The sequence below is a fragment of the Amaricoccus sp. genome, assembly GCF_017995835.1.
GTDB lineage: Bacteria > Pseudomonadota > Alphaproteobacteria > Rhodobacterales > Rhodobacteraceae > Amaricoccus.
Genome location: NZ_JAGOID010000067.1, coordinates 1 through 17477, shown reverse-complemented (window position 1 = coordinate 17477; position 17477 = coordinate 1). Strand labels below are relative to the sequence as shown.

At 70.4% G+C, this 17477-nt stretch carries 19 protein-coding genes; 9 read left to right on the top strand and 10 right to left on the bottom strand.

Translation table 11 applies throughout. The features are described from left to right. Nucleotides 1-380 (bottom strand): tRNA (adenosine(37)-N6)-threonylcarbamoyltransferase complex ATPase subunit type 1 TsaE (gene tsaE, locus KBA23_RS11275; RefSeq protein ID WP_290740870.1); only part of this gene is annotated, 380 nt, incomplete at its 3' end. Nucleotides 381-949: 569 nt separating this feature from the next. Between tsaE and trpS the strand changes: the two genes are divergently transcribed. Further along, nucleotides 950-1981, top strand: coding sequence for a tryptophan--tRNA ligase (trpS, locus tag KBA23_RS11270; RefSeq protein ID WP_290740868.1), 1032 nt, complete (start codon nt 950-952; stop codon nt 1979-1981). Between the two features lie 35 nt (nt 1982-2016). Continuing rightward, a complete protein-coding gene (locus KBA23_RS11265) occupies nt 2017-3009 on the top strand; it encodes a hypothetical protein (protein ID WP_290740865.1) in 993 nt (330 codons plus the stop codon). Nucleotides 3010-3072: 63 nt separating this feature from the next. On the opposite strand, the gene KBA23_RS11260 is transcribed toward KBA23_RS11265, so the two are convergent. From KBA23_RS11260 to KBA23_RS11250, 3 genes are all read right to left on the bottom strand, one after another. Beyond that, nucleotides 3073-3375: a GNAT family N-acetyltransferase gene (locus KBA23_RS11260; RefSeq protein WP_290740862.1), complete on the bottom strand. Its 303-nt coding sequence runs from the start codon at nt 3373-3375 to the stop codon at nt 3073-3075. Between the two features lie 3 nt (nt 3376-3378). Beyond that, complete coding sequence (locus KBA23_RS11255) at nt 3379-4236, bottom strand: sulfotransferase family 2 domain-containing protein (protein ID WP_290740859.1); 858 nt, start codon at nt 4234-4236, stop codon at nt 3379-3381. 187 nt (nt 4237-4423) lie between these two features. Next, nucleotides 4424-4825, bottom strand: a complete 402-nt coding sequence (locus tag KBA23_RS11250; protein WP_290740857.1) for a DUF4087 domain-containing protein — start codon at nt 4823-4825, stop codon at nt 4424-4426. A gap of 173 nt (nt 4826-4998) precedes the next feature. Here KBA23_RS11250 and KBA23_RS11245 point away from each other — a divergent pair, with 173 nt between their 5' ends. The 3 genes from KBA23_RS11245 to KBA23_RS11235 are packed head-to-tail and all read left to right on the top strand — an operon-like array spanning nt 4999 to nt 6685. Continuing rightward, on the top strand, nt 4999-5340 hold the full coding sequence (locus tag KBA23_RS11245; protein WP_290740854.1) for a metalloregulator ArsR/SmtB family transcription factor: 342 nt from the start codon (nt 4999-5001) through the stop codon (nt 5338-5340). Beyond that, nucleotides 5337-5813 carry an SRPBCC family protein gene (locus KBA23_RS11240; protein WP_290740851.1) on the top strand — a complete coding sequence of 159 codons (477 nt, stop codon included), beginning with the start codon at nt 5337-5339 and terminating at the stop codon, nt 5811-5813. The genes KBA23_RS11245 and KBA23_RS11240 overlap by 4 nt, the downstream gene beginning before the upstream one ends. Next, the gene (locus KBA23_RS11235) at nt 5810-6685 is read left to right on the top strand and encodes an SRPBCC family protein (protein WP_290740848.1); all 876 of its coding nucleotides are present in this window, start codon (nt 5810-5812) and stop codon (nt 6683-6685) included. The genes KBA23_RS11240 and KBA23_RS11235 overlap by 4 nt, the downstream gene beginning before the upstream one ends. A 100-nt stretch (nt 6686-6785) precedes the next feature. Here the strand turns inward: KBA23_RS11235 and yihA are convergent, their stop codons facing one another. From yihA to arfB, 6 genes are all read right to left on the bottom strand, one after another. Beyond that, entirely contained in the window at nt 6786-7442 is a 657-nt protein-coding gene (yihA, locus tag KBA23_RS11230; protein ID WP_290740846.1) for a ribosome biogenesis GTP-binding protein YihA/YsxC, read from the bottom strand. After that, nucleotides 7439-8050, bottom strand: coding sequence for a CatB-related O-acetyltransferase (locus KBA23_RS11225; protein ID WP_290740844.1), 612 nt, complete (start codon nt 8048-8050; stop codon nt 7439-7441). Before KBA23_RS11225 ends, yihA begins: the two co-directional genes overlap by 4 nt. Before the next feature lie 29 nt (nt 8051-8079). Further along, a complete protein-coding gene (locus KBA23_RS11220; RefSeq protein WP_290740843.1) occupies nt 8080-8829 on the bottom strand; it encodes an MOSC domain-containing protein in 750 nt (249 codons plus the stop codon). Between the two features lie 4 nt (nt 8830-8833). Continuing rightward, entirely contained in the window at nt 8834-10639 is a 1806-nt protein-coding gene (gene yidC / locus KBA23_RS11215; protein ID WP_290740840.1) for a membrane protein insertase YidC, read from the bottom strand. A gap of 62 nt (nt 10640-10701) precedes the next feature. After that, a complete protein-coding gene (locus tag KBA23_RS11210; protein WP_290740838.1) occupies nt 10702-12702 on the bottom strand; it encodes a bifunctional diguanylate cyclase/phosphodiesterase in 2001 nt (666 codons plus the stop codon). A gap of 327 nt (nt 12703-13029) precedes the next feature. Next, on the bottom strand, nt 13030-13452 hold the full coding sequence (gene arfB, locus KBA23_RS11205; RefSeq protein WP_290740835.1) for an alternative ribosome rescue aminoacyl-tRNA hydrolase ArfB: 423 nt from the start codon (nt 13450-13452) through the stop codon (nt 13030-13032). Between the two features lie 376 nt (nt 13453-13828). Between arfB and KBA23_RS11200 the strand changes: the two genes are divergently transcribed. The 4 genes from KBA23_RS11200 to KBA23_RS11185 all read left to right on the top strand — a co-directional run. Beyond that, the gene (locus KBA23_RS11200) at nt 13829-14977 is read left to right on the top strand and encodes an inositol monophosphatase family protein (protein ID WP_290740832.1); all 1149 of its coding nucleotides are present in this window, start codon (nt 13829-13831) and stop codon (nt 14975-14977) included. Nucleotides 14978-15291: 314 nt separating this feature from the next. Beyond that, entirely contained in the window at nt 15292-15633 is a 342-nt protein-coding gene (locus KBA23_RS11195) for a hypothetical protein (protein ID WP_290740829.1), read from the top strand. A gap of 3 nt (nt 15634-15636) precedes the next feature. Beyond that, on the top strand, nt 15637-17217 hold the full coding sequence (locus KBA23_RS11190; RefSeq protein WP_290740827.1) for a PepSY domain-containing protein: 1581 nt from the start codon (nt 15637-15639) through the stop codon (nt 17215-17217). Continuing rightward, nucleotides 17214-17477: hypothetical protein (locus KBA23_RS11185; RefSeq protein ID WP_290740824.1), on the top strand; the 264-nt coding region annotated here is incomplete at its 3' end. The genes KBA23_RS11190 and KBA23_RS11185, both read left to right, overlap by 4 nt.

Genomic DNA, 17477 nt, shown 5'->3' with positions numbered 1-17477 from the left:
GAGACGCCCAACCGCCCCGCCGGCAGCGCCACCCCCAGCCGGTCCGGCCATTCCGCGAGGCAGATCGCCGGCTCGAAAGCCCCCCCGGGCCCGAGTTCCGCGGCCCCCTCCGGCGACGCGAGCCGGTAGAGATCGGCATGCCATAGCTCCCCCCCCCCGAGGTCGTAGGTCTGCACCAGCGTATAGCTCGGCGAAGGGATGTCCTCCGCCCGCCCCAGCGCGGCCAGCCGCCCTGCGATAAGGCTCCGGGCGAAATGGCTCTTCCCCGCCCCGAGCCCGCCCGACAGCGCGACGACGTCCCCGGCGGCGAGCCGCGCACCGATGGTGCGCGCAAGACGCGCGGTCGCCTCGGCATCGGGAAGGATCAGCTCGGCGGTCACGCGGGCCTCGACGAATTCGGGGCCCCCCTTCTACCGCCGCCCATGAAGGGCGCAAGCTACGGGGCGCGGAGACGATGATCCGCCGTGACCGGGCTGCCGCGGCCCGCTTCCAGCCGACAGAAGAAGTCACTGTCGGCTGTTTTGACCATCAGCCTGTCACGGATGCCGTTGAAAGAGAGACGCCAAATTGGCTTTGACGCCCCTCGGCAGCCGTCGCCACAACGCGCCACGAACGGCGCGCAACTGAGACCAGCTGGGTTGTGCGTAAATCTCCTTCGGTTCCAGATCGCCATAGCCCCCTAAGTCAATTAATCAGAAAAAATCATCGTCGCCAGAAGCCAAGATTACCAAACGTTGGAATCAATCCACTACCAGATCAGCCCCGCCGTAAGCGCCCTGTCCGCAAGCGCGGCGGCGACAAAGCCCAGCGAAGGTGCGGCAATCGTCCAAAGCGCGATCATGGCGCCCCCCGTTTCCCCGGTTGGCTCCAGCTCTCAACACTACCGAAACCGTTGACGACCGACCCGCGAGGCGGCAAAGACGCGGCCTGTCGCTTACCGGAGATCGCCATGACCGCGGCGAAGTTCAGCCACCGCGTCTTTTCGGGCATCCAGCCGTCGGGGAACCTGACGCTCGGCAACTACCTCGGGGCGCTCCGGCGCTTCGTCGAGATGCAGGAGGAGGGCATCGAGACCCTCTACTGCATGGTCGACCTCCATGCGATCACCGTCTGGCAGGATCCTGCGAGGCTGCGCGCCTCCACGCGCGAGCTCGCCGCCGCCTTCATGGCCTGCGGCCTCGACCCGAAGCGGTCGATCCTCTTCAACCAGTCGCAGGTGGCCGGCCACGCCCAGCTCGCCTGGGTGTTCAACTGCGTCGCGCGCATGGGCTGGATGGGCCGGATGACGCAGTGGAAGGAGAAGACCGCCGGCAAGAACGCCGAGGCGGAATCGCTCGGCCTGTTCGCCTATCCCTCGCTGATGGCGGCCGACATCCTGCTCTACCACGCCACCCACGTTCCCGTGGGCGAGGACCAGAAGCAGCATATCGAGCTCACCCGCGACATCGCGGCCAAGTTCAACCACGACTACGGCGTCGACTTCTTCCCGATCACCGAGCCGGTGATCGAGGGCGCGGCAACCCGCGTCATGTCGCTGCGCGACGGCACGAAGAAGATGTCGAAGTCCGACCCCTCGGACATGAGCCGGATCAACCTCACCGACGACGCCGACGCCATCGCGTCGAAGATCCGCAAGGCCCGCACCGACCCCGAGCCGCTGCCCGACGCCTTCTCGGCGCTGGCCGAGCGGCCGGAGGCGCGCAACCTCGTCAACATCTACGCCGCGCTCGCCGGCGAGGCCCCGGAGAAGGTCGTCGAGGACTTCGCCGGCAAGCCGTTCTCGGAGTTCAAGCCGGCGCTCGCCGACCTGGCCGTCGCCCATCTCGCGCCGATCACGACGCGGATGAAGGGTCTGCTCGCCGACCCGGCCGAGATCGACCGCATCCTCGGCGAGGGCGCCGACAAGGCCTCCGCCATCGCCGAGCCGATCCTCGACCGCACCTTCGAGATCGTCGGCTTCGTCCGGTCCCGCTCCCGCTGAGACGGCGGCGCGGCCGTGCCGCCGGCTGGTTCCCCATGTCGCCGCGACCCCGGAGCTACACCCTGACCCGCCCCATCCGAGCCCTCCTCCTCCTCGCCGCGCTCGTCCTCGGGCCGGCGCTCGGCGGGACCGCCGCCGCGCAGTCGCGCGACGTCGAGGTCGGCGCCTTCGTGACCGGCCTCAGGGACATCAATTCCAACGACGGCAGCTTCCGGATCGCCTTCTACGCCTGGTTCAACGATCCCGCCGGAAGCTTCGACATCAACCGCGACCTCTGGGTCGTCGGCAATTCCGTCAGGATCGACGAGGTCGAGACCGAGCCGAACCCGGCCGGCGGAAGCTATACGTTCGCGCGCATCGAGACGCAGGTCGACCAGGAGTTCGACTTCCGCCACTTCCCCTTCGACCGCCAGAGCCTGATCGTTCGTCTCGAGTCGGTGGAAGGCGTCGACGGACTGCGCTTCATCCCCGACCCGGACGGCGCGCGCATCTCGGAATATCTCCACATGGCGGGCTGGAAGGTCCAGGGCGTCGACCTGCGCACGGCCGAGCACGTCTACGACACCGATTTCGGCTACTGGACAGACCCCGACACCGCCTTCTCGCAGATCGAGCTCGCGGTGAACATCGACCGCGTCCGCTCGCCCGTCATCATCGACGACTTCCTGGGACTGACCTTCGCGTTCCTGATCACGTCGCTGTCGTTCGTCGTCTCCTGCACCGAACTCGGGCTTCGCGTCGGCATGAACACCGGGGCGTTGTTCGCGGCGGTGACGAATCTGGTGCGGCTCGACGACGCGGCCGGGTTCAAGCCGGAATTCGGGCTGGTGGACCGGCTGGCGTTCCTCGTCTTCGGGGCGATCGTCACCTCGCTCGCGATCTCGCTCCTCACCAACCGGCTCTCCAAGCATGGCGCCGACCACGAGGCCGCGCGACACCGGGCCAACTGGCTCGACACCGCCCTCGGCATCGCCAGCATCGTGACCTATCTCGCATTGATCGTCTGGACGCTCGCCGCCGCGGTCTAGTCGCGAGGGGAGGGAGCCGCCAGGCAGCGAGAGCCGCGGGCAATCGGCCCGGTCCCGGCGTCTTCAGCCGCGACGGTCGAGGACGTCCTCCCACTCGGGATGGCGGCGGAACTGCGCCGCCGCGAAGGGGCAGAGCGGCAGGAGACGGCGGCCGGCGGAACGGGCATCGACCACGGCGCGGGCGACCATGGCCTGCCCGACGCCGAGGCCGCGCATGGCGTCGGGAACCTCGGTATGCTCGATGATCGCCCGGCCTTCCCCTACCTTGGAGAGCACCAGTTCCGCCTCGGCGCCCTCGGCGCGATGGATGTAGCGGGCCTTCTTCGGCCCGTCCTCGTAAACGATGGCGTCGGGGTCGATGGGCATGGCTCAGGTCTCCGTGGCTGCGCCGCTGGCGCCGTAGGGAAGCAGGTCGAAGTCCTTCGCGAAGATGCGCCGGATGCGGGAGCGGGTGGCGTCCGTCAGGAACGCTTCCTTGGGAGGGAATGCGCCGTGCCTTTCCGCCCAGGCGATCACGTCGCGCGAACTCATCGACGGCATGTCCGCGGCCAGCGCCGCCTCCATGCTCGCGGGATCGTAGGCGTTGCTCTGGAGCCGGCGCGAGAACACGTCGAGATGCGCCGCGCCGACGCGCGGCCCGATGTGCGCGAAATCCTCGGCGAGGTGCTCGAGCCGCACCCAGGCGTCCATCCTGTGGCCTTCGAGGATGTAGCTCTGCCGTCGCCAGTGCGGGTCGACCGTGGTCTCGTCCGCGGTCTCGAGGTAGTCGAGGAAGCCGTCGAAGCTGATCGCGTCGCCGTGGCCGGCCCTGACCAGCATGTCCTTGACCCAGCGCGCGTTCCGGTCCGCGCCGCAGACCTTGTCGATGAAGCTGCTGACGACGCGGTCCTCCGGATGGCGGACGACCGCGAACTTGAAGCAGTCGCCCACGCCCGCCTCCATCGCCGGCGCGCTGAAGGCCTTGCGGTAGAAGTTGGTCATCCGCCGCACCTTGGCGACGTCGAGCAGGCCGGCCCCGCGCGGCGTGATCTTGCGGCCGCGGCGGAGATGCCGCCAGGCATAGGCGGGCCCGAAGGCGCGCAGGAACGCGACGGGCCGCTGCTCCAGCCGGGGAATGTCGAGATTGGCGAAGAACCAGCTCTTGAGCGTCGCGCCGCCGCACTTGGCGTTCGTGAACAGGACGAAACGACGCACCGGGTCGACGAGGGGAACGGGATCCGGAACCAACCAGGCTACTCCTGACAACGCGACATGCCCTTGGGGTCAGCCGATCCTTACGCGACGCGGCCCCGCTGGCCAATCCCCGAGAACGAAATGCCGTCGCGCCCGCCCGCCCGGGGCAAGCGGTCGCCGCCGACGCCGGCACAGTGGGCGCCGCATGTCACAGGGAGCGCCGGCTTCGACGCGCGTCGCGTCACCACTTGCTCAGCGGCGGCAGGCTCCTGTCGTTCTGGCACGTCGCCAGGGGTAGCGCCCGGCCGTCCAGTACCTGCTTGACCAGTTCTGTCGCCGGATCGACGATCATGTTGAGACAGGCGCAGCCATAGCCGTGGCCCGACCCTTCCTCGATGTAGTCCGGCGGCCTGGTTTCGGGTAGCCGGTCAAGCCCCGTTGCGGCCGGCCCCTCCGCATTTCCCTGCGACGACAGGACCCATGTGGCGTGACGATCGACCAGCCACCAGTCGCCTGGGGTCAGGTTGACCAGCCAGCCGCAGCGATTTTCACCCGCAGGACCGGCCGGCGCTGTCGTCTCGGCGCGGGCGGGGCCAGCCAGCCAGACAGTCCCCAGCAGAGCGGCGCAGATCAGACCTCGCATCCCGTGTCTCCGCTCTGGGGGCAGCTTCGATGCGCAATCTACCTGCGACGGCCTTGCCAGCAAGGAATTTCGTGACCCCGAGCCGGCAGAGCCGCCGGCCGGTCAGCCGAAACACTTAGCCAACCGCGTAACTTTTTCCTTGCCGTGGGCGGCGGTCCGGGATAGTTAGATATATGGCTAAGCATGATCCCGACCTGTCGCTGATCTTCCACGCGCTCGCGGACCCGACCCGTCGGGCGATGCTGACGCGGCTGGCGGAAGCGCCGGCGCGCGTTACGGAACTGGCCAATCCCACCGGCCTGCGGCTGCCGACGGTGATGCGGCACCTCTCGGTGCTGGAGGAGGCGGGTCTGATCGTCACCGCCAAGGATGGCCGCGTCCGCACCTGCGCGCTGGTTCCGGAGGCGATGGCGCCGGTCCGGACGTGGCTCGACACCCAGCGCGACATCTGGGAGGCCCGGCTCGACCGGCTGGACGACTACGTCACGAGGCTGATGAAGGAACGCACGAAATGACCCAGAAACTCGATCCCGAAACCGACCTGAGCTTCACCCGCACGCTGGCCGCGCCGCGACGGCTGATCTGGGAATGCTGGACGTCGCCCGAGCACATCCCGCACTTCTTCGTGCCTGCGCCGCACAGGGTGACGGCGGTCGACATCGACCTGCGCGTCGGCGGTCGGTTCAACACCGTGTTCGAGGTGGAGGGCGCGGCCATGGACAACCGCGGCGTCTATCTGGAGGTCGTCCCGGACGAGAAGCTCGTCTTCACCGATGCTTATACCGAGGGCTGGAAGCCGGCGCCCGAGCCCTTCATGACCGCGATCCTGCTGCTGGCCGACGCGCCCGGCGGCGGCACGACCTACACGGCCATCGCCCGCCACCGCAATCCCGGGAGCCGCAAGGCACACGAGGACATGGGCTTCTTCGACGGCTGGGGCACGGTCGCGACGCAGCTCGAAGCCTATGCCCGGGGGCTCGGGCGATGAGCGGCCGCTTCGCGACGCTGCGCTTCGAGCGCGAGATCGCCGCACCCGTCGCGGCGCTGTGGCAGGCCTGGACCGCACCCACCGCACGGGCGCTCTGGGCCTCCCCCGCGCCCTCGGTCACGGTGGAGTTTCTCGAGGCCGAGCCGCACCCCGGCGGACGCGAGGTATCGCTCTGCAAGGTGGCGGGCCAGCCCGACATCCGGTGCGAGGCAGGGTGGCTGGAGATGCAGCCGGACCGGCGCAGCGTGAACTACGAGGTGATCTCATGCGAGGGCGTGACCCGGTCGGCGGCGCTGGTGACCGCCGACTTCGAAGCCATGGGCGAGCGCAGCCGGATCGTGGCGACGGTGCAGCTGTCGGCGCTGGCCGGGGACATGGAAGCCGGCTACCGGCAGGGGTTCGACGCCGGGCTCGACAACCTCGCCGACGTGACCGGGCGCATGCTCCTGCTCCGGCGGGTGATCGCCGCGCCGCGCTCGCTCGTCTGGGGCGCCTGGACGGACCCGGCCGCGCTGCCGCGCTGGTGGGGGCCGGACGGGTTCTCCTGCCGCACGAAGCGGATCGACCTGCGAACCGGCGGCGAATGGGTGTTCGACATGGTCGGACCCGACGGCACGGTCTATCCGAACCATCATCGCTACCGGGAGCTTCGGCCCGAGGACCGGATCGCCTACACGCTCCTCTGGGGCGAGGACGGCCCCAGGCACGCCGACGCCTGGGCGGCCTTCGACGAGCGGGACGGATCGACCACGGTCACGCTCGGCATGGTCTTCAGCACCGCCGCCGAGATGCACAAGGCGCAGGAGATCGGCGCCGTCGAACTCGGCCAGCAGACCCTGGGCAAGCTCGCCCGCTTTATCGGCGCGAAGTGAAGCCGGTGTCCCCGTTAACAACCCGCAACGAAGTGGCAAGCCCGTTTCCAGCCCCGGTTTTCCGTGCGTCTCCATAGGGTTGATCCCCCATCGCAGCGGATCAGACCTGCCCCAGCCCCGCGACGATCGCCCGCAGGGTCTCCAGCCCGCGGCCGGTCTCCGCCGAGGTCACCACGACCTCCGGATAGGCCGCCGGATGCTTCGCCAGAGCTGCCGCGACCTCGTCGCACACGCGGACGAGGTCACGGGCCGCGGGCTTGTCGGCCTTGGTGATCACCACCTGGAAGCTGACCGCCGAGCGGTCGAGAAGGCCGAGGATCTCGGAATCCACCGCCTTGACGCCGTGGCGCGCGTCGATCAGCACGAAGGCCCGCCGCAGCGTCGCCCGCCCGGCGAGATAGGCCTTGAGCAGCGCCTGCCAGCGTTCGACGACGGCCTTCGGCGCCTCGGCGAAGCCATAGCCGGGCAGGTCGACGAGATAGAACGCCTCGCCGAGCGCGAAATAGTTGATCTCCTGCGTGCGTCCGGGCGTGTTCGAGGCGCGCGCCAGTGCCTTGCGTCCGGTCAGCGCGTTGATCAGGCTCGATTTTCCGACATTGGACCGGCCGGCAAAGCACACCTCCACGCGGTCGGCCGGCGGCAGGCCGTCCATCGCCACGACGCCCTTGAGGAAGTCGACCGGCCCCGCAAACAGCTTGCGGCCGCGCTCGGCGTCCTCCGGCTCGGGATCGGGCGCGAGGGTGAAGGCCTGCTTCATCCCGCCGCCCGCTCCAGCGCGGCGATGTCTGCGCCGCGTATGGCGCCGAGCGCGGCGGTAATGCGCTCGACCGGCCAGTCCCACCAGGCGAAGCGGAGGAGCGCGGCGATGGTGGCCGCGTCGAAGCGGAGCCGCAGGACGCGGGCAGGGTTGCCGAGCGCGATGGCGTAGGGCGGCACGTCGCCCGAGACCACAGCCCGCGCGCCCACGATCGCCCCGGACCCGATGCGCGCGCCGGGGAGGATCAGCGCCTCGGCGCCGATCCAGACGTCATGGCCGACGACGGTATCGCCGCGATTCTCGCGCTCCCAGCTCGCCGGCTCGAAGCCCCGCTCCCAGCCCCTGCCGAAGATGTTGAAGGGAAAGGTCGAGAAACCGTCCATCGCGTGGTTGGCGCCGTTCATGAAGAAACGGACGCCGGTCGCAATGGCGCAGAAGCTGCCGATGACGAGGCGGTCGCCGACGAAGTCGTAGTGGTGCAGGACGTTGCGCTCGAAAAACTGCTCGGGTCCCTCGGGGTCGTCGTAGTAGCTGAACCGCCCGACCTCGACATTGGCGCGGCCCGCCGTGAGGGGCTTCAGGAACCCGACCCGGGGGAAGCCCGGCATCGGACTTGGGTCGTCGGGGTCCGGTCCGGTCACAGCGAGGCGGGGTCGCCGACGGCGACCGGGCCACCCGCGACCACCTCGGCGTAGACGCCGAAGTCCTTGTGGCCCCAGCCGGCCTGAAGCGCGGCAAGCGTGTCGGCATCGCTGACGCCGGTCGCCGGGTTGACCGTTGTCGCGACGCAGCGGGTGATGCGCTCGCGCACTGCGAGCGTCGCGCCGCCGACGCGGATCTCGCGGCCGACGAGGTCGAACTCCTCGAACGGCGCGAGCCCGTCGAGCCAGACGTTGCCGCGGAACCGCTCGCGTTCGAGACGGCGTCCAAGCCGGTCGCCGAGCGCGGCGAGGCTGGCCTCGCTCAGGATCGCGATCGACGGGAAGGCGCTGTCGGTCATCCCTCGCCCGGCGCGCGCCACGAACGCCGGCTGAACCCGTGCCGGGTCGTGCAGCGGCGCGAGCCATGCGACCAGAGCCTCCGCGTCGGCGGGATCGTCCGGGTCGACGCGGATCGCCGGCCGGTCCGGATGGGTCAGGGTGATCCTGCCCGCGGCGGCGTCGGTCTCCGCCCTGATCGCCATCAGGCTTGCCGTCCGCGCGCCGCGGCTGAAGTTGACGCAGGCCGCCCAGTCCCGCCCGCCGGGCGCCACCTTGGCCGCGTCGTGCGCCACCGCCCAGACGCGGTCCCACGGCATCGTCTCGCCCGCGACGAGATCGGTCTCCGTCACGGCCTCGAAGCCGCAGCCCTTGATCGGGTGACGGTAGAGCGCGGTGACCCCGGCCATGGCCCTACTCCACCTTCGGACGCCGCTTGAAGCCCGAGAAGATGTTGCCGAACACGTTCGGCCGGACGCCCTGGCTGCGCATGATCAGGTACTGCTGGGTGAAGGTGATGGTGTTGTTGGCCACCCAGTAGATGACGAGGCCGCTCGCGAAGGAGCCCAGCATGAACATGAACACCCACGGCATCCAGGCGAAGATCATCGCCTGCGTCTTGTCCGTGGGCGCCGGGTTCAGCTTCTGCTGGAGCCACATCGAGATGCCGAGAACGATCGGCCAGACGCCGATGGAGAGCATCCCGAAAAGGCTGGCATGATCGGGCGCCGCCCAGGGCAGGAGCCCGAACAGGTTGATCCAGCTCGTCGGGTCCGGCGCGGAAAGGTCGTGGATCCAGCCGAAGAACGGCGCGTGGCGCAGCTCCAGCGTAACGAAGATCACCTTGTAGAGCGAGAAGAAGATCGGGATCTGCAACAGGATCGGCAGGCAGCCCGCGGCGGGGTTGACCTTCTCCCGCTTGTAGAGCGCCATCACCTCCTGCTGCATCTTCATCCGGTCGTCGCCGGCGACCTCCTTGATCTTCTCCATCTGCGGCTGGAGCGCCTTCATCTTCGACATCGAGACGTAGGACTTGTAGGCCAGCGGGAACAGGATCGCCTTGATGATGAAGGTGAGCGCGATGATCGCGATGCCCATGTTGCCGATGAAGCCGTGCAGCCAGTGCAGCGCAATGAAGATCGGCTTGGTCAGGAACCAGAACCAGCCCCAGTCGATGGCGTCGACGAAGCGGTCGATCTTCAGGTCGCGCTCGTAGGCGCGCAGCAGCGACCATTCCTTGGCGCCGGCGAAGAACCGGGTGGTGACCTCGGCCGTGGCGCCCGGGGCGACGGCCATCACCGGCAGCCGCATGTCGGTCTGGAAGGTGTCGTTGGCGGCGGTGTATTTCACGACTGCGGTAAACGGCTGGCCGGGCTGGGCGACCAGCGACGACATCCAGTAGTGGTCCGTGAACCCGATCCAGCCCTGGTCGGCGGCCGGGATCGCCTCGGCCTGCGCGCCCTCGGCCGGGTCTTCCGGCAGGTCCTCGAGCTGGCTCCAGGTGAACTGCTGGAGGATGCCGTCGGCGGCCCCGACCACCCCCTCGTGCAGGATCCAGAACCGCTTCACGTCCATCGGGATGCCGTGGCGCGCGACGATGCCGTAGGGCTGCACGCTGACCGCCGCGGCGGTCGTGTTCTCGACCGACTGCGCCACGGTGAACATGAAGTCTTCGTCGATCGAGATGGTGCGGCGGAACACCAGCCCCGCGCCGTTGTCCCAGCGGATGGTGACCGGCGTCGTTGCGGTCAGCGTCTCGCCGTTCTCGACCTCCCAGGGCGTGTTCGGCCCCGGCACGGCGTCGGCGGCGAGGCCGCCCGCCGGCGACCAGCCGTAGAGCGCATAGTGCGATTCCCCCGGGGCCCCGGCGGGGGTCAGCAACGTGACGTTGGGCGAGTCGGGCTGAATCGTCTCGTGATAGTCGAGCAGTTGCAGGTCGTCGATCCGTCCGCCGACGAGCGAGATCGAGCCCGACACCCTCTCGGTCCGCACCTGGATTCGCGCGGTGCGGCCCAGCACTTCGACCCGGTCGACGACGGCCGCTCCCGTCGCCGCGGGCGCGCCCGGGACGGCCGCGCCCGGCGCAACCTCTCCCTCGGCGACCGTCTGTCCGGCGGGCGCGGTCTCCGGCGGCTGCGGCGGGAACAGCAGGAACCAGACGAGGATGACCAGGAAGCTCAGCGCGGTCGCGAGGATCAGGTTCCGGTTCTGGTCATCCATCGCGCGCCTCCGGCCGCCCCCGTCGTAAGGTGACAGGGTTCAACCGAAGCGCCCTGGAAAGGTCAAGGCTTATTCGGGTCGACGATCGAGGGGCGCGAGTCCGGCCCGGCGGCCGCCCGCTCGCCGCTCGCGCGCCCCTGGAAGCGGTCCAGCCAGTCGAAGGTGTCGGCAAGCCCCATCGGCCGCGCGATGTGATAGCCCTGCGCCTGATCGCAGCCCAGCGTGGCCAGCGTCGCGAGTCCCTCGGCGGTCTCGACCCCCTCCGCGAGCGTGCCGATGCCGAGCGCGCGGGCCATGGCGATCATCGAGGCGGTCAGCGTGCGCTGCTCCTCGCTCGCCTCGATGCCGTGGACGAAGCTGCGGTCGATCTTGATCCGGTGGACGTTCAGCCGCCGCAGGTTCTGGATCGAGGCGTGGCCGGTGCCGAAGTCGTCGAGCTCGATCTGGAACCCGGCCGAGGCGAGGCCGCGCAGGTTCCGGACCATCAGGTCCTCGTCGCTCTTGATCAGCACCGTCTCCAGCACCTCGATGGCGATCCGGCTCGGGTCGATGTCGTGGCGCTCGACCTCCCACTTGATCTTCTCGATCAGGCGCGGGTCGCGCAGCTGCGCCATGGCGAAGTTGATGCCCACCCGCGGCACTTCGAGCCCTGCGGCGTCCCAGGCCGTCAGCGCGCTCAGCGCCTGTCCGAGCACCACCTCGCCGATCCGCTCGGTCAGGCCCGCCGCTTCGGCGAATTCGAGGAACTCGCCGGGCGCGAGCAGCCCCCGCTCCGGGTGGCGCCAGCGCACCAGCGCCTCGAAGCCGGCCAGGGCGCCCGTCGCGACGTCGATCTGCGGCTGGTAGAACGGGCCGAGCTCGCCCCGCTCCAGTCCGGCCAGCAGCTGCGCGAACAGCGCCTCGCGCCGCTGGGTCTCGATGCGCAGGCTCTCGCGGAAGTACCGGATCGCCCCCGGCGCCGCGTCCTGCGCCTCGGCGAGCGCGATGTCGGCGTTGGCGAGCGCGCGCTCGGCTTCGGGGAGGTCGTCGGCGAGCATCGCGACGCCGATCGAGCATCCGATGCGCCGGGCGCCGCCCTGCAACGAGAAGGGCTTGGCCAGCACCGACTGCACCCGGTGCGCGATCGCGGCGGCGGCGGCAGCGTCGTCGAGATCGCTCGCGACGAGCACGAAGTCGTCCTGCCCGAGATGCGCGGCGAAATCGCCGACGCGCAGCGCCAGCCGGATGCGTCGGGCGGCGATGCGCACGATCTCGTCGGCGACCCGCGGGCCAAGCGTCTCGCGGATCGACTTGAAGCGGTCGAGGTCGAGGCGGAGCACCGCCGTCTGCTTCTCCGAGCGTTCGGCCGCCGCGGCGAGCCGGGCGAGGTGCGCCTGCAAGTAGGTCGCGTTCGGCAGCCGCGTCACGGGATCGTGGAGCAGGCGGTGGCGCGCCTCGCGCTCCGCCTCGCGGTTCGCGCGCAACCATGCGGCGATGCGCCGCCGCGCCGGCAGCACCAACGCCGCGGCGAGGCCGAGGAGGCCGAGGGTCTGCGCCAGAAGCACGGCGCGGCGGACGAAACGCGCGTGGTCGTGGGCGCGCGCCGTCTCGGCGGCGTAGCGCTGCCCCAGCCGCTCGAGCTGGGGCGCAAGGCGGTCGTCGACGAGCGCCGCCTGGGTCGCCGCCGCGCTCGGCGCGATGTCGGCGGCGCTGGCGGCGAAATCCCGCACCGCGGCAGCCGATACCGCGAGCAGGCGGTCGTCCGGCCCGGCGAGTTCGGCAAGCCGAACCTCCGTCGTCGCGACCCGGCCGAGGTTCCAGTCGAGACCGCGTCGCGCCGCCTCGCGCTCCGGCCCCGGCGCCGCCTCCGCCATGCGGTCAAGATCGCCGGCGATCTCGCGCAGAATCGCCGCCTCCGCTGCGGCCGTGGAGGCGAGCGTCTCGAGCCGGATCGGGCGCTGGCCGACGAGGTCGACCAGCACCCCGCCGGCGAGCGTCAACGCCAGCGCTCCGGCGACGATCGCCGCTGCGGCGCGGATGGCCACCTTCTCCGGATCGGCGAGGGAGGGATCGAGCTCGGACATGCCGAGACCCTAGCCGCGACTCCGCCAGCAACGGTTAAGGCGAGCCGACGCGGCCCCGGGAATGTCGCGCGAAGTCGAGGTAAACGCAGGGTTTCCCTGCGCCGACGCGGGCGGCGGGAGTTCCCTCGTCATGTCATACCGGCGGGCTCATGGAACCACTCGCGGACCTTTTTCACCCTTAACACTTTTATTCTGTGTATTCAGGTAGTTGCCCGTCTATCACGCGTGTTAGCCCGTGCTGCGCCGGGTGGCCTGACAGACTCGCCGGTATCAGTTGCCACCGGCGTCGCCGACCCTGACGGAACAGCCGGCGGCGCCTTGCTCTATTCAGGGCTCGGGATCGACGGCCGCGCGGGCGGTCTTGACCGCCCCGCGGTGCGCCTTGGCGTCGAGGCGGCGGCGGATGGAGCCTTTCGTCGGACGGGTCGCCACCCGCGGCGTCGGGCGCTCCAGCGCGGCGAGGATCAGCGCCCGCAGCTTCTCGCGCGCATCGCCGCGGTTGAGCGCCTGACTGCGGTGGCGGTCCGAGGTCACGACCACCGCGCCCTCGGATGTCCACCGCCTTCCGGCGAGCCGGCGCAGCCGCGCCTTTGCCGCCGGATCGAGGTTCGGCGAGCGCGCGGCCTCGAAGCGGAGTTCGACCGCCGTCGCCACCTTGTTGACGTTCTGGCCGCCCGGCCCGGACGCGCGCACGAAGCTCTCCGAGAACTCCCAGTCGGCGAGGCTGACGGCGTCGTTGATGCGAAGCATCGCAGGGCTTCCCGGAAAAGCGAGGGGGCCGCGGATCGCGGCCCCCCTTAGATCGTGAGCTTGGAGGCTGGCCGGTCAGGCCACGCCGGCTGCGCGCCCTCAGGCGGCGGCCTCGCGAATGAACCCGACCATTAGCTCCAAGGTCCCGTCAGACATTGGATCACCTCCTTTCGCTGGTTTCGACGAATCCGATCCTGCCATGGCTGGCACGAAACGCAAGCGCCATGTCGATCGAATTTGCGCCATCGTCGCCTGGCGCCCGTGCCGGCCGCCGACGACGGCCATGACGGCGGCGCTCGACGCACCGCCTGCCGCTCTGGCGGACGCGGCGCGGCCCGCGTATGAGCGGCTGAGACCCTCGTCGCCCGGAGGAGAGATGCCCGAGATCGAGGCGCGCCACGCCCTGGCGCTGGCGGTGGCCCGCGAGGCGGGGCAGATGGCGCATGACTTCTGGCGCCGCCGCGCCGAGCTCGCCATCGAGACCAAGGCGAGCGCGCAGGACGTCGTCTCGGAGGCCGACCGGTCGGTGGAGCGGCTGATCCGTTCGCGGATCTCGGCGGCGTTTCCGGCGGACGGGTTCCTCGGCGAGGAATTCGGAGCGGAGGCGGGGGCTTCCGGCTTCATCTGGGTGATCGACCCGATCGACGGGACGTCGCCCTACCTGCACGGGATGCCGAGCTGGTGCGTGGCGCTCGCCGTGGCGCGGGGGGCCGAAGCGGTCGTCGGCGTGGTCGAGGTCCCGACGCAGGGCGAGACCTTCGCCGCCGTGCTCGGTCGCGGCGCGACGCTGAACGGCGCGGTCCTGCGCATCCCCGACGGGATCTACGCCACCAACGCCTCGACCGCGGTGGGGGCGAGCCATCGCACCGATCCCGCCTGGATCGGGCGCGCGGCCGAAGCCATCGCGCGTGCGGGCGGCGTCTTCTTCCGCAACGGCTCGGGGGCGCTGATGCTCGCCTCGGTCGCGGCAGGGCGGCTCGCGGGCTACGTCGAGCCGCACATGCACGCGTGGGACGCGCTGGGGGCGCTTCTGATCATCCGCGAAGCCGGCGGCCGGACGGCTGCGTTCCCCGAGGGCGGCGATCTGACGCGCGGCGGCATGGCGCTCGCGGCGACGCCGGGGGCATGGGACGTGGTGGCGTCGCTGGCCGCGCCGGCGGCGGGCGGGGACGACCGGACGGCGCCGATCCTGCCTGCCCGCGATCTCGACGCGGCGGCGGCGTTCTGGTCGCGGCTCGGGTTCGCGGTGCGCTATCTCGATCCCGCGCAGTACCTGATCGTCGCGCGCGCCGGGGCGGAGCTGCATTTCTGGCGCAAGTCCGACCTGGAGCCGGGACGCAACGACGCGGGCGCCTATCTGAGGTGCGCCGACCTCGACGGATTCGCCGCCGTCTGCGCCGCGGCCGGGCTGCCGCAGCGGGGCGTGCCCCGCTACGTGGCGCCGGAGACGAAGCCGTGGGGCATGCGCGAACTCGCGCTCGTCGATGCGGACGGCAATCTGGTGCGTGCGGGCGAGGACGCCTGACACCAACGATCCGGGCGCCGGACTCGTGTTGAAGCCCTGTCGAATCCTGAAAAAGTGGCAAGCCGGATTCCTGTACCTGAAGGACGGCCGCGCCCGCATGCGGCCACGGCGCCCGGCGGTCGACCAGGTCGGCCAGGTGCCTGCTGATCGCCGCCGCGTTCGAGGCCGCCGCCGCGCAGCGGTGACCCCGGTATCCGGCACGAAATCCCGGCGCGACGCAGGCGAGTTGAACTCGCCGCCGCTTTGGCTAGAATGGGAAAAGCCACGCAGGTCACTGCGATAGCCATCGCCCGGGGCCGGATGGAAGCGTGGACATGTCTCTCGAAAAGCAGACCCAGAGGGCGCGGGCACGCTCGCCGCTCGGAGCCGTGTCGGCTGCGATCCTGGCGCGCCCGGCGCTGTCGCGCTGGCTGCTCGCGGGCCCGGTCGCGCTCGCTGCCGCTCTGGCGACCATGATGGCGATGCCGAGCTGGCTGCCGGCGGGGCGCGCGGGCGTCGACCATCTCGCCTTTCCGATCGTGCTGGCGCCGCTGATCTGGGCCGTGCCGTTCTTCTACGCCTGCCTCGAGGAGAACCTGCCGCGTTGCGCCGCGACGCTCGTCGGGGCGACGCTGGTCCAGGCGATCGTAGTCGCCGCCGCCATCATGGGGGACTGAGCGATGATGGGCCTCTCACAGGCGCAACTGAAGCGCCTCACCGCGATCCACGGCTGGTCGGCCGTCGTGCTTGGGCTGCTGCTCTATGCGGTGATCGCCACCGGCGCCGTCGCGGTCTTCGCCCGCGAGATCGGCCGCTGGTCGGCCGGGGGCGTGCGCGCCGTCGAGGCGCTCGACGGCCGGGTGGACGCCAAGGTGCGCAGGCTCGCCGCCCAGGTCGATCCCGCGCACCTGCACGACATCGGCATGTGGTCGGGCGAGGGCGACGACCTCTACGTCTTCTTCCACGACCATGCGGTCAATCCCGAGACTGGCGAGGAGGACGACATCGGCTCGGCCTTCCTCGTCGCCGACGACGGGACCGTGCTCAACCGCCGCGATGGCTGGATCTGGAGCGAGCCCGCGAACTGGGAATCGAGCGCGCTGCGTCATTTTCTCGTGGAGCTGCACGTGCAGCTCTACCTGCCGAACCCCTGGGGGCTGATCCTGACGGGCGTGCTCGGCCTGATGATGATGGCGGCGGTGGTTTCGGGCGTGCTGATGCACAAGCACGTGATCCGCGATCTTTTCGTGGCCGAGCGGCCGGGCGGGCGGCTCAGCTCGGTTCGCGACCGGCACGTGCTGTCGGGAAGCTGGAGCATTCCCTTCGGCTTCCTGCTGGCCTTCACCGGCTCGTTCTTCAGTTTCGCGAGCACCGTCTCCTTCCCGCTCGTCGCCGCCGTCGCCTTCCACGGCGACGCGGACGCCATGGGCGAGGCGTTGTTCGAGACCCCCGCCCCGGAGGATCCGACCCCGACGCCGCTGGCGAGCCTCGACTATATTCTCGCCGATTCCGCCCGGCGGGCGGGTTCGCCCGCGACCTACGTGTCGATCGAGAATTACGGTCGCGCCGATGCGCGCGTGGCCGTGTGGCACGATCCGGCGGATGGCGGGATGCTCTACGTAAACAACGTCTACGACGGCCCGACGCGGGCGTTTCTCGGGGCGAGGGCGCCGGTCGGCGTCGACCGCTCCGCCGGGGGCGTGGTCTACGGGCTGATGGCTCCGCTGCATTTCGGCCATTTCGCCGGGCTGCTTTCCAAGGCGGTCTGGGGCGCGCTCGGTGTCGCCACGTGCTTCGTCATCCTCTCGGGCTTCCGGCTCTGGGTGCGGCGGCGCGCCGACCAGCCGCAATGGCGGCGGTTCGGCCATGTCGTGCAGGTCGTGGGCTACGGCCTGCCGATCGGGATGCTGGCCTCGGCCGTGGCCTTCTTCCTTGCCCGCCCTGCCGCGGACCCTTTCCTGTGGACGCCGCTCGGGTTCCTCGCCGGGGCGATCGTCGCCGCTTTCGTCGGCTGGCGCGAACCCGACGAGGGTCGGCTCGGCCGGCGCTACCAGCGTCTGATGGGGGCGCTGTGCCTGCTCCTGCCGGTCCTGCGCATCGGCATGGGCGGCATGGACTGGGCCGAGGCGGCGCTGCACGGACAGGGCGACGCACTGACGGTAGACCTGCTGTTGCTGATCGCCGGGGCCTGGCTCTGGCTCCACGCCAGCGGACGTGTCGCCACGCGCGCGCGCCGTTTGCACCCGGAGCCGGCGGAGTGAGCGCGCTCGCCACGACGCTCGCCACGGGGTTTAGTCTCGCTGCGTTCGGCCGGCTCGCCGCGACCGATCCGAAGCGGCGCCGCGCCTTCCGGCTGCCTCCGCGCGACGGCAGGCGCCCCGGTCTCCTGTGGTCGGCGGCGCTGCTGCCCGGCGTCACCGTGCCGGTCTGGAGCGGGGCCGGCGGGTTCTTCGTCTGGTTCGGCGCGGTGAGCGTCGCGGGCTGGGTGGTGGCAGCCGGCTCTCCGGAGCGCAACCTCGCG

Bases quoted from the DNA above. Each gene is read 5' to 3' on its own strand.
- trpS (WP_290740868.1), top strand. From the start codon at position 950: ATGACCGCGGCGAAGTTCAGCCACCGCGTCTTTTCGGGCATCCAGCCG.
- KBA23_RS11265 (WP_290740865.1), top strand. From the start codon at position 2,017: ATGTCGCCGCGACCCCGGAGCTACACCCTGACCCGCCCCATCCGAGCC.
- KBA23_RS11260 (WP_290740862.1), bottom strand. From the start codon at position 3,375: ATGCCCATCGACCCCGACGCCATCGTTTACGAGGACGGGCCGAAGAAG.
- KBA23_RS11250 (WP_290740857.1), bottom strand. From the start codon at position 4,825: ATGCGAGGTCTGATCTGCGCCGCTCTGCTGGGGACTGTCTGGCTGGCT.
- KBA23_RS11245 (WP_290740854.1), top strand. From the start codon at position 4,999: ATGGCTAAGCATGATCCCGACCTGTCGCTGATCTTCCACGCGCTCGCG.
- KBA23_RS11240 (WP_290740851.1), top strand. From the start codon at position 5,337: ATGACCCAGAAACTCGATCCCGAAACCGACCTGAGCTTCACCCGCACG.
- KBA23_RS11235 (WP_290740848.1), top strand. From the start codon at position 5,810: ATGAGCGGCCGCTTCGCGACGCTGCGCTTCGAGCGCGAGATCGCCGCA.
- yihA (WP_290740846.1), bottom strand. From the start codon at position 7,442: ATGAAGCAGGCCTTCACCCTCGCGCCCGATCCCGAGCCGGAGGACGCC.
- KBA23_RS11225 (WP_290740844.1), bottom strand. From the start codon at position 8,050: ATGCCGGGCTTCCCCCGGGTCGGGTTCCTGAAGCCCCTCACGGCGGGC.
- KBA23_RS11220 (WP_290740843.1), bottom strand. From the start codon at position 8,829: ATGGCCGGGGTCACCGCGCTCTACCGTCACCCGATCAAGGGCTGCGGC.
- yidC (WP_290740840.1), bottom strand. From the start codon at position 10,639: ATGGATGACCAGAACCGGAACCTGATCCTCGCGACCGCGCTGAGCTTC.
- KBA23_RS11210 (WP_290740838.1), bottom strand. From the start codon at position 12,702: ATGTCCGAGCTCGATCCCTCCCTCGCCGATCCGGAGAAGGTGGCCATC.
- arfB (WP_290740835.1), bottom strand. From the start codon at position 13,452: ATGCTTCGCATCAACGACGCCGTCAGCCTCGCCGACTGGGAGTTCTCG.
- KBA23_RS11200 (WP_290740832.1), top strand. From the start codon at position 13,829: ATGCCCGAGATCGAGGCGCGCCACGCCCTGGCGCTGGCGGTGGCCCGC.
- KBA23_RS11195 (WP_290740829.1), top strand. From the start codon at position 15,292: ATGTCTCTCGAAAAGCAGACCCAGAGGGCGCGGGCACGCTCGCCGCTC.
- KBA23_RS11190 (WP_290740827.1), top strand. From the start codon at position 15,637: ATGATGGGCCTCTCACAGGCGCAACTGAAGCGCCTCACCGCGATCCAC.